The 10,000-nt window shown below is 72.2% G+C and carries 12 protein-coding genes and 1 pseudogene; 10 read left to right on the top strand and 3 right to left on the bottom strand.

Annotated features, from left to right (window positions below):
• Positions 1 to 646, top strand: a 646-nt coding sequence (locus AB0J52_RS14835; protein WP_500182122.1) for a hypothetical protein, incomplete at its 5' end; no start/stop codon positions are given.
• 17 nt (positions 647 to 663) lie between these two features.
• Entirely contained in the window at positions 664 to 1,281 is a 618-nt protein-coding gene (locus AB0J52_RS14830) for a hypothetical protein (RefSeq protein WP_500182121.1), read from the top strand.
• Between the two features lie 114 nt (positions 1,282 to 1,395).
• Here the strand turns inward: AB0J52_RS14830 and AB0J52_RS14825 are convergent, their stop codons facing one another.
• Positions 1,396 to 2,451 carry a hypothetical protein gene (locus AB0J52_RS14825; protein WP_500182120.1) on the bottom strand — a complete coding sequence of 352 codons (1,056 nt, stop codon included), beginning with the start codon at positions 2,449 to 2,451 and terminating at the stop codon, positions 1,396 to 1,398.
• 178 nt (positions 2,452 to 2,629) lie between these two features.
• On the opposite strand from AB0J52_RS14825, the gene AB0J52_RS14820 reads away from it, so the two are divergent.
• From AB0J52_RS14820 to AB0J52_RS14790, 7 genes are all read left to right on the top strand, one after another.
• Positions 2,630 to 3,028, top strand: a complete 399-nt coding sequence (locus AB0J52_RS14820) for an ATP-binding protein (protein ID WP_500182119.1) — start codon at positions 2,630 to 2,632, stop codon at positions 3,026 to 3,028.
• Positions 3,029 to 3,187: 159 nt separating this feature from the next.
• Positions 3,188 to 3,826 (top strand): histidine phosphatase family protein, encoded by a 639-nt coding sequence (locus tag AB0J52_RS14815; RefSeq protein ID WP_500182118.1) that lies wholly within the window; start codon positions 3,188 to 3,190, stop codon positions 3,824 to 3,826.
• Between the two features lie 45 nt (positions 3,827 to 3,871).
• On the top strand, positions 3,872 to 4,450 hold the full coding sequence (locus AB0J52_RS14810) for a TlpA family protein disulfide reductase (protein WP_500182117.1): 579 nt from the start codon (positions 3,872 to 3,874) through the stop codon (positions 4,448 to 4,450).
• Between the two features lie 11 nt (positions 4,451 to 4,461).
• Entirely contained in the window at positions 4,462 to 5,202 is a 741-nt protein-coding gene (locus tag AB0J52_RS14805; RefSeq protein WP_500182116.1) for a cytochrome c biogenesis CcdA family protein, read from the top strand.
• Positions 5,203 to 5,205: 3 nt separating this feature from the next.
• The gene (gene resB / locus AB0J52_RS14800; protein ID WP_500182115.1) at positions 5,206 to 7,068 is read left to right on the top strand and encodes a cytochrome c biogenesis protein ResB; all 1,863 of its coding nucleotides are present in this window, start codon (positions 5,206 to 5,208) and stop codon (positions 7,066 to 7,068) included.
• Positions 7,069 to 7,073: 5 nt separating this feature from the next.
• Positions 7,074 to 8,048 carry a c-type cytochrome biogenesis protein CcsB gene (gene ccsB, locus AB0J52_RS14795; protein ID WP_500182114.1) on the top strand — a complete coding sequence of 325 codons (975 nt, stop codon included), beginning with the start codon at positions 7,074 to 7,076 and terminating at the stop codon, positions 8,046 to 8,048.
• A 165-nt stretch (positions 8,049 to 8,213) separates the two neighbouring features.
• The gene (locus AB0J52_RS14790) at positions 8,214 to 8,570 is read left to right on the top strand and encodes a hypothetical protein (RefSeq protein WP_500182113.1); all 357 of its coding nucleotides are present in this window, start codon (positions 8,214 to 8,216) and stop codon (positions 8,568 to 8,570) included.
• A gap of 33 nt (positions 8,571 to 8,603) precedes the next feature.
• On the opposite strand, the gene AB0J52_RS14785 is transcribed toward AB0J52_RS14790, so the two are convergent.
• Positions 8,604 to 9,203, bottom strand: a complete 600-nt coding sequence (locus tag AB0J52_RS14785) for an SMI1/KNR4 family protein (protein WP_500182112.1) — start codon at positions 9,201 to 9,203, stop codon at positions 8,604 to 8,606.
• 96 nt (positions 9,204 to 9,299) lie between these two features.
• Positions 9,300 to 9,608, bottom strand: a complete 309-nt coding sequence (locus AB0J52_RS14780; RefSeq protein WP_500182111.1) for a PLD nuclease N-terminal domain-containing protein — start codon at positions 9,606 to 9,608, stop codon at positions 9,300 to 9,302.
• A 104-nt stretch (positions 9,609 to 9,712) separates the two neighbouring features.
• Between AB0J52_RS14780 and AB0J52_RS14775 the strand changes: the two are divergent.
• Positions 9,713 to 10,000 (top strand): annotated as a pseudogene (locus AB0J52_RS14775) (hypothetical protein); the annotation flags it as partial.

Below are 10,000 nucleotides of genomic sequence, written 5' to 3'. Positions count from 1 at the left end.
CCCGACCGTCCAGCTCGTCGCGTCCCGACAGTGCGCGATCACCGGGCCGTTCGGCGACGACCAGACCCCGAAGGACGCCCCGCCCAAGGTCTCCACGGGCGTCCGGCTCCCTGCCGGGGCCGCCCTCTACCGGTTCTCCAAGGACGACTACGTGGTCGGGCCGGCCGGGCAGACCTGCTCGCGCTCGGTGGGGAACGGCGGGGCCGCCTCCACGATCGGCAAGGGCGCGGCGGCGGGCTCCGTGCTCACCTACCAGCCGTTCTCGCTCGGCTCGCTGCGGATCGCCACCTGCCTCTACTTCCCCGACTCGCCCGAGGCGGTGAAGCTCCGCCGGACCGAGGACTGCACCTCCGAGCTGCGGATCCGGCGTCCGCTCGACCTGGGCCGGCCGAGCCCGAAGATGATGATCGGACCCGCTCCGGGCACGACCGAGGCGCCGCCCCCGTCCCCCTCCGTCTCGGTCGTCCTCGCGACCCTGAACGGCAAGTCGGTCACCTGCCGCCTGCCCGCCGCCCAGGCGGACGTCTGCACCGCCGCCCTGGCCTTCGAGGTGGAGCGGGTCACCGCCGCCAAGCCCCTGTCCGCCGCGGCGCTCGCCGCCGTCCACCGCCAGATCGCCGACGCGGTCGCGGCGACCAGGGGCTGAACTGGGATGATGAACGCATGACGTACGAACTGCTGGTCTGGCGCTCCGACGGGCCGGTGACCCGGGAGCAGGCCGAGAAGATCGACGAGTCCGGGGCGGAACCGGCGGGGGTGATCGCGGAGTTCGTCGTCGAGCTGCGCCGCCTGCACTCCGCCGTCCAGGTCGCCGAGGCCGGCGGCGGCCGGTTCGCGCGCGTCGAGATGGCCGACGACCAGGCCGACCAGGTGTCCACGGACGTCTACGCGATCGCGCAGGGCCACGGGCTGGTCGTCTGGGACCCGGTCCGCGGGCTGGTCCACAACGTCGCGCCGGTCGGGGTCTACCAGGGGATGCAGCTGCACACCGGCGACGGCATGATCGTCATCGACCCGGACCTCGGGCTCGTGCGGGACGTCCTGGCCCGCCTCGGCCCGGAGAACCCGTTCGCCGCGCTGGTCGTGTTCGGCCACCACTTCGTCCAGGTGTCGCCCGAGGACGGCGGCTACGAGCTGGAGTACAAGGACGGCGCGCGCGGCGAGATGTACCGCGCGCGCGTCACCGAGCTGGCCGAGGTGCAGCGGGCGTTCCACGAGTACGCGAACGACGACCGTGGCTTCCTCGACCGGCACACCTGGCAGACGGTCGGCACCGGATGACCGGTGGCGGCGGGTGATCACTGGTACCGGGTGACCACCGCGACCCCGGCCGGCCATCCGGCAACGGGCCCGTCAGTGTCGGGCCGTCAGTGTCGGTCCCTCAAAGCGGGGGCGTCAGTAGCGGATGACCGCGCCGATCGGGGCGGACGTGCCGTCCCAGACGAACGCCGACGCGCCCCAGACGGACGTGGTGCCCCGCGCGTTGGACAGCTGGTAGAGGCGCAGGTCCTTGCCCTTGATCGCGGGCAGGGCCGCCTTGGCCCAGCGGCCCTTGGCGAAGTGGAACACCTCGGAGGCGGTGGCGGCCCACGCGCCGCCCTTGCCGTCCGGGGTGACCGAGATGATCCCGCTCCTGGCCGGCGGGTCGGACCGCCGCCAGGTCTTGCCGTCCCAGTGCACCGCGAGCGGACGGGACGCGTAGACCGACCCCTGCCGCTCGTACCGCGTGCCGGCGAGCCACACGTCCGAGGACGACCGCGCCGCCACGGTCTTCAGCTCGGACGGGTGCCCGGCGTTCGGGAGCGCCGGCAGCTTCACCGCGGTCCAGGACTTGCCGTTCCAGTGCCGCGCGACCGGCGACGGCCAGGTGTCCTTGCGGCCGTTGTTGCCGACGGCCCAGATGTTCTTGGCCGCCACCGAGGCCCCGCCGGTCAGCGTGAACCCGGTGCGCGGACGGGTCCAGGAGAGCCCGTCGAAGTGCCACGTGCCGAACGCGTACCCGTCGTACTCGCTGCCGTGGACCCACACGTCCTTCGGTCCGCTGACGACGATGCCCCCGGGTTCGGCGTTGCCGGCCTTCCAGGTGTGGGAGACGGTCCACTTGGCGCCGTTCCAGCGCAGGGCGTACAGGCCGGACGGGCCGGAGCCGACGGCCCAGACGTCGTTCGCCGAGGATCCGGCGACCGTGTAGAGGAAGCCGCGCTTCTGGAGCGCCGCGGGCAGCCTGGTGTCGGTCCAGCGCTTCCCGTCGAAACGCCAGGCGTGGGCGGTGGTGCCGGTGCGTCCGACCACCCACACGTTCTTGCTGTTGATCGCGGCGACGCCGGTGTAGCGGGCCTTGGCGTCGGACCGCGCGACCTTCCACGCGGGCGCGGCGGCGTCGGCGGCGACCGGGACGAGCACGCTGAGCGCGACTCCGGCGGCGGCGACGGCTGACAGTGAACGACGCATCGTTGGCCTTTCTCTTGATCTTGTCCAGTCAGACGCACGAGTTGATCTTCCGGTTGGCACCCCCGGGAGGTATTTCGCGGTGCGAACGCTGTCCGATTCGTCCTATCTTGGGAGAAGAGGGCTTGGAGTTGGCGCTGTTCAGCTTGGGTGCAGTGCGTCATCAGGGTCGGGGGTCGCCATGTACGGAACCGGGGTCGGGCAGCTCATCGGGGTGGTCGAGCTGGCCGCGGTCGCGCCCAGCGTGGCCTTGGCGCGCCGGTTCGTCCGGGACGAACTGGCAGGTGACCCGCGCTGCGAGACCGCCGAACTCCTGGTCTCCGAGGCCTGCACCAACAGCGTCCGGCACTCCCGGTCGGGCGAGGGGGGCAGCTTCGTCCTCGCCCTGCGCGACCGGGGCGGCGTCCTGCACTGCGAGGTCGTGGACGACGGCGCCGAGACCCTCCCGACCCGGCGTGTCGGCGACGAACCCCGCGACAACGGCTACGGGATCTTCCTGATCGAGACCCTGGCCGACCGCTTCGGCTACACCGCCGACCCCTCCGGCTCCCTCCACACCTGGTTCGAACTGGCCCCCTGATCACCCGCCGTCCCCCTCCGAGCCCGGCCGGGCGGCTCGAACGGCCATCGGCCCCAGGCGGGCCCCGGATACCGCCGGGTCGCCGTGCGGGAGCGCGCCGGGCCGTGGACGCGGGGGCGGGGCGGCCGGCGTCCGGGGTGCGGGTAGCCTGGCGACGCGATGACTGAGAAGACGATCGTTCACCTGCTGCGGCACGGTGAGGTGCACAATCCTGACGGGGTCCTCTACGGCCGGCTGCCCGGCTACCGCCTGAGCGAGGACGGCAACCGGATGGCCGTGGCCGCGGCCAAGTGGTTCGAGGGGCGCGACGTGACCGCGCTCTTCTCCTCGCCCATGCAGCGCGCCCTGGAGACCGCGGCGCCGCTGGTCGACACGTTCGAGCTGCCGGTGACGGTGGACGACCGGCTGATCGAGGCGGACAACCACTTCGAGGGCCTGACGTTCGGCGTCGGCGCGGGCAGCGTGCGGCGTCCGGAGCACTGGCGCTACCTGTGGAACCCGTTCCGTCCGTCCTGGGGCGAGCCCTACACCCAGATCGCGCGCCGGATGCGGTCCGCCGTGATCGCCGCGCGCGACGCCGCGACCGGCCACGAGGCCGTCTGCGTCAGCCACCAGCTGCCGATCTGGATCCTGCGCCTGCACGCCGAGCACCGCCGGCTCTGGCACCACCCGGGCCGCCGCGAGTGCAACCTCGCCAGCGTCACCAGCCTGGAGTTCGAGGGCAGCCGCCTGACCGGGGTGTCCTACGCCGAGCCCGCCCTGGGCATCGGCCGGGGGACCGGTGTCGCGGGCGCCTGACCCTGCCGATACATTGAGTACTACGTCTTGTAGTAGGAGGGTGCGTTGAGCCCCCGGATCTCCCTCGTGAGCGCCGCCGCGGCGTCCGCGGTCATGCTGCTCGCGGGTTGCGCGGGCGGCGGCACCGGCGGTCCCGGCGCCGGCGACAACCGGTTCATCGCGGGCAACGGCAAGCTCCAGGAAGTCTCCGCGTCGAACCGGCACGCCGCGCTGCGGGCCGGCGGCGGCACGCTGGAGGACAAGCAGGTCTCGTTCTCCGACCTGCGCGGCAAGGTCGTCGTGGTGAACTTCTGGGCGTCCTGGTGCGCGCCGTGCCGCGGCGAGGCCCCGTCGCTGGAGCAGGTCTACCAGCAGAACAAGGACAAGGGCGTCGCGTTCCTCGGCGTCAACTTCAAGGACGACAAGGACAACGCCCTCGCCTTCGAGCGCCGGTTCAAGGTGTCCTACCCGAGCCTGTTCGACGGCGACGGGCGCATCGGCCTGGCCTTCAAGGACGTCCCGCCGAACGCCATCCCGACCACCCTGGTGCTCGACCGGCAGGGCCGGGTCGCGGCGCGGCTGCTCGGCGCGACCACGTTCTCCAGCCTGAACCCGGTCGTCACCAAGGTCCTCGCGGAAAAGTGATCCTCGCGGCGGTGAACACCGAGACGACCGTCACCAGCGGCTCGCTGCTGGCGGCGGCCCCGCTGGCGGCGCTGGCGGGGCTGGTCTCGTTCGTGTCGCCGTGCGTGCTCCCGCTCGTCCCCGGCTACCTGTCGTACGTGACCGGGATGACCGGCGCCGACCTCGCCGAGCAGCGGCGCGGCCGGCTGCTCGGCGGCGTCGCCCTGTTCGTCGGCGGGTTCACCTTCGTGTTCGTGAGCATGGGCGCGGTCGCCGGCGGCCTCGGCCGCTGGATGCTGGAGTACCAGACCACGATCCAGCGCGTCCTCGGCGTCATGACGATCGTGTTCGGCCTGGCGTTCATGGGCTTCGTCCCGGGACTGCAGCGGACGTTGAAGTCCGGCCGGCTGCCCTCGGCGGGGCTCGCCGGGGCCCCGCTGCTCGGTGTGATCTTCGGCCTGGGCTGGACGCCCTGCATCGGCCCGACGCTCGCCGCCGTCCAGTCCCTGGCGATCACCGAGGCCAGCTCGTCGCGCGGCGCGCTGCTGTCGGTCGCCTACTGCGTCGGGCTCGGCCTGCCGTTCCTGCTCACCGCGCTCGCCTACCGCCGCGCGCTCGGCGCGTTCGCCGCCGTCAAGCGGCACTACGCGCTGGTCATGCGGATCGGCGGCGGCATGCTGGTGCTCATCGGGCTCGCGCTGGTGACCGGGCTCTGGAACGAACTGACCATCCAGATGAAGTCGTTCATCGGCGGCTTCGAGACCCCGATTTGAGCCATGGCCGACACAGAGACTGAGCGCGAGAAGGCGGCGACCACCGGCGAGGCCGAGCAGACGACCGGCGAGGCCGGGCAGGCCACCGGCGCCGGGCCGGACGAGACGGCCACCGGCGGGACGGCGGGCGACAAGGTCGACGCGGCCGCGACCGCGGCCCCCGCCGGGCGGACGCCCGCCGCCGACGGCCCCCGGCCCAAGGGGATCGGCCCGATCGGCTGGCTGCGCTGGGCGTGGCGGCAGCTCACCACCATGCGGACGGCCCTGGTCCTGCTCTTCCTGGTGGCGCTCGGCGCGATCCCGAGCTCCTTCCTGCCGCAGCGCGCGCAGGCCCCGGAGAAGGTCAACGCGTACTTCGAGCAGCACAAGGCGCTCGCGCCCTGGCTCGACCGGTTCTCCCTGTTCGACGTGTTCGCCGCGCCCTGGTTCGCGGCGATCTACATCCTGTTGTTCGTGTCCCTCGCGGGCTGCGTCCTGCCGCGCCTGGTCAAGCACTTCCAGGCGATGCGCGCCCAGCCGCCCGCCGCGCCCCGCAACCTGACCCGGCTGCCGCAGTCGGCGGTGTTCGAGACGTCCCGCACGCCGGACGAGGTGCTGGCCGAGGCGAAGGCGCTGCTGAGGAAGCGCCGCTTCCGGGTCGCGGACGGCACGGGCTCGGTGGCGTCCGAGAAGGGCTACCTCGGGGAGCTCGGCAACCTGCTGTTCCACCTGGCGCTGCTCGGCCTGCTGTTCTCGCTCGGCGTCGGCAACCTGTTCGGCTACCGGGGGGACGTGCTGCTCCGCGAGGGCTCGTCCTTCGGCAACACCCTCGCCCAGTACGACCAGTTCAAGCCCGGCCGGGCGTTCAGCACCGACGAGCTGGCGCCGTTCTCGATCACCCTGGACGACTTCGAGGCCAAGTACGAGCTCAAGGGCGCCAAGCGCGGCCAGGCCACCGACTTCCACGCCGAGATCACCTACCGGGACACCCCGACCGCCGCCCCGAAGCGCTACAACCTGCGGGTCAACCACCCGCTGAAGGTCGGCGGCTCGAAGGTCTACCTGCTCGGGCACGGCTACGCGCCGCAGTTCACCGTCCGGGACGCCAAGGGCCAGGTCGCCTTCCGCGGCGCGGTCCCGTTCCTGCCGCAGAACCCGCGCACCCTGCAGTCCGAGGGCGTCATCAAGGTCCCGGACGCCCAGCCGGACCAGCTGGCCTTCTACGCGATCCTCTGGCCGACCGCGACCGCCACCTCCGACGGCAAGCAGATCGTCTCGGAGTTCCCGGCCGCGCTGCGCCCGGTCGTCTCGATCGTCGGGTTCAAGGGCGACCTCGGCCTGGACAGCGGCAACGCCCAGTCGGTGTACCAGCTGGAGGGCCTCGGCAAGACGCTGAACCCGATCAAGGGCGGCGAGAAGCTGATGGAGCCGGGCGAGACCTTCAAGCTCCCCGACGGCTCCGGGTCGGTCTCCTTCGACGGCATGAAGGAGTGGACCAGCCTCTCGGTCAACCACGACCCGGGACGCGTCCCCGCCCTGCTCGCCGCCGTCCTCGCCATCCTCGGCGTGATCGCCTCGTTCACCGTCCGGCGGCGCAGGGTATGGGTCCGTGCGAGCGCCGCGGAGGACGGGCGTACGGTGGTCCATGTCGGCGGGCTCACCCTCGGGAACCCGACCCCGGAGTTCGACGACGTCGTGGCCGCCCTGCGCGGCACGCCCGGGGACTCCGCCGGCGCCGAGCCCGAGCAGACCGAGGGCCCGGCCTCCGACGAGGCCGGGACGCCGGAGGAGGGGCCCGCGAAGGCCGCGCCCACCGGCGACAAGTCCGAACAGTCCGGAGCCGAGACGTCCACGTCGGCGGCGGACGACCCTTCTGACAAGGAGTGACGAGGGTGCATACCGCCGACCTCGCCAACCTGAGCGACAAGCTGATGCTCAGCACCGTGGTGCTGTACATCGTCGCCCTGGTCGCCTACGCGGCCGACCTCGGCTTCGGCCGGAGGAGACAGCCCGCCGCCGTCGCGGTCCGCAGCGAGGCGAAGGTCCTCGTCGGGGCCGACGGCCCTGACGAGACCGTCACCGAGGTCGCGTCGTCCCCCGAGCCGGAGGAGGACGACCGCCGCCGCATCGACTGGGCCCGCCTCGCCGTCGTCCTGAACGCGCTCGGCTGGGCGTCCCACCTCGGCGTCATCCTGACCCGGGGCCTGGCGGCCGGCCGCTGGCCGTGGGGCAACATGTACGAGTTCCTCACCGCCATCGCGTTCGCCGCGGTCACCGCGTTCCTGATCGTGCTGGCCCGCTACAAGGCCCGCTTCCTCGGCGCGTTCGTCATGTTCGCGGCCGTGATCGCGCTCGGCATCGCCAACATCTGGCTCTACGACTCGGTCGGCCCGGTCACCCCGGCGCTGAACTCGTACTGGATCGCCATCCACGTCACCGCCGCGATCATCGCGACCGGTTCGTTCACCGTCGCGGGCGCCGCCACGGCCCTGTACCTGCTGAAGTCCCGCCGCGAGGCCGCCGGCCCGATCGCCGAGGACTCGATCTGGGCCCGCGTCCCGGCCGTCGACGCCCTGGACCGCCTGGCGCTGCGGGTCACGACCTTCGCCTTCCCGATCTGGACGGCCGCCATCGTCATGGGCGCCATCTGGGCCGACGAGGCGTGGGGCCGCTACTGGGGCTGGGACCCGAAGGAGACCTGGTCCTTCGTCACCTGGATCGCCTACGCCGCCTTCCTGCACGCCCGCGCCACCGCCGGCTGGAAGGGCCGCAAGGCCGCCGTCCTCTCCCTGGTCGCCTTCGCCTGCCTGATCTTCAACTTCTTCGGCGTCAACTACATGTTCTCGGGCCTGCACTCCTACGCCTGACGGACCCTTGCCAAGGGCGTCCTCCCGTCTGGGAGGACGCCCTTCGCGTTCCCTCGTCCCCTTGGCGCGGGACGGGTTGTCCACAGGCGCGGCCTCGCCTTGTGATCAGTCCCCGCCGTCGCGGATGATCGCTTCGGAACAGTCCGTGACGAAGGGATCACTGTCATGCATCTCGCTCAGATGTGGCCGCTCATCGCCGCCGCCGTGGCCGTCATCGGCGTCATCTTCCGGCAGCTCGGCCTCATCCGGTCCGAACTCGCCACCCGCATCGACGGCGTCGCGACCCGTCTCGACACCAAGATCGACGGTGTCCGCGCCGAGCTCGACGCCAGGATGGACGGCACCAGTTTCCGCATCGACGGCCTCCGCGCCGAGATGAGCGCCAAGTTCGACGGCATCGACGCCAAGTTCGACGGCCTGCGCAACGAGATCCTGACCGCTCTCAGGCCCATGGCCAACACCATGGAACGCCTGGACCAGGACCTCCGCGACCACCTGAAGGTCCAGCACGGCCCCGGTTAGGCCCTCGCCCCCCGGGGGCGATTCCGCGAGCGGTCAGAGGATCCCGCCAGGCGGGGTGAGTGAGCCGAGTCGGGTGACGGCCCGGTCGATCCAGGCGAGGTAGTGGTCGAGGAAGGGCAGGCCGAGGTACCACTCCTCCGCGCTGCGGTTGATGTCGACGACGCGGCCCCGGGACGGGCCCGACGTGACGACCCCGAGGAAGTCGCCGCAGCCCTGGTCGGTGGTGAGGAGGTAGCCGTGCTCCAGTTCCTCATTGCCGGCATCGTCGAGGTAGAGGGGGCCGGTGTCGCCCTCGGGGAAGGGGACGGCGCACGCCGGGGTGGCGGAGCCCCTCAAGCATTTCCGGTCGAGACCGTAGTAGGGGCCCGCACCCCAGCCGATCTCGGAGAGGAAGGCACGGAACTCCTCGGGGAGCTCGCAGCCCATCTTCGTCTCCAAGTCCGTCAGCTCGTCTTCCGGAACCGGGTGGTTCTCGTACCGGTGCAGGTCCGCGCCGAACACGACGTGGCCGTCCAGGTGGTTCCCGTCGGTGTCCACGAAGCGGGACGCGCCGGGCCGCGGTGGGTCGAGTTCCCGGAGCCGGTCCAGACGGGTGCGGATGTGGTCGATCTGATCTTGGATCTCCTGACGCATGGAGTCGATGATGGGCCGCTTCGCGGCAGTTCGACCACCGCTTTTCCCCGGCGTCCTCGCGGACACCGGCACGGACCGGCCTACCGCGGTCGTCCCTCAGTCGTCGCCGTGGATTCGGCGGTCCAGGGTGCGGAGGAAGGCCGGGTCGTCGTCGGGCCCCTTCGGCGCGTCCGGATGCGGGACGGACCTGGTGCCCGGCGGCCACAGCGCCGACTCCAGGGACCGTCCGCGCGGGCGGCCCGCCAGCACCCACAGGACCGCGCCGACGACGAAGCCGAGGAGGGTGATCAGCAGCCAGACGGACTTCGGGAGGAGGCGCACCTCGCGTTCGTCGCTGGTGAGGACGTCCAGCAGACAGAACAGCCAGCCCGCGACGAGCACGGCAGCGATCAGCGCATACGGCATGGGACAACGTTAGTCCCCGACATAGGGGGATGACGGCGTGTCGGAGTTCGGCTTACGCTGCCCGGAGGCCCCGCACGGGGCCCCGCGAGAACGCGAGGAGCCCGATGCGGTTCAAAGGCATCCACCGCCGTTCCCCCGGAGGCGGGTCGCGCCCCGGCGACGCCCGGTACTCGCCCTCGCCGCCCGACCCCGGCCGGTCGCGTGACTCGGGCGCATGGCAGAGCGCGGAGCCCGCGCAGATCCGGCCGCGGGGCGCGCAGCCCCGCGACCGGTTCGGGCGGTTCCGCAAGGGCGGACGGGACGACGCCTACGCGGCCCGTCCCGAGTCCGACGCGCCGGGTCCGGACCCGGCGGCCGCCGGCGGGCGGCCCCGGATCGGCGCCGGGCCGCCC

Source organism: Spirillospora sp. NPDC049652 (genome assembly GCF_040675125.1).
Lineage (GTDB): Bacteria > Actinomycetota > Actinomycetes > Streptosporangiales > Streptosporangiaceae > Spirillospora.
This window is presented reverse-complemented; position numbering and strand designations above follow the sequence as displayed.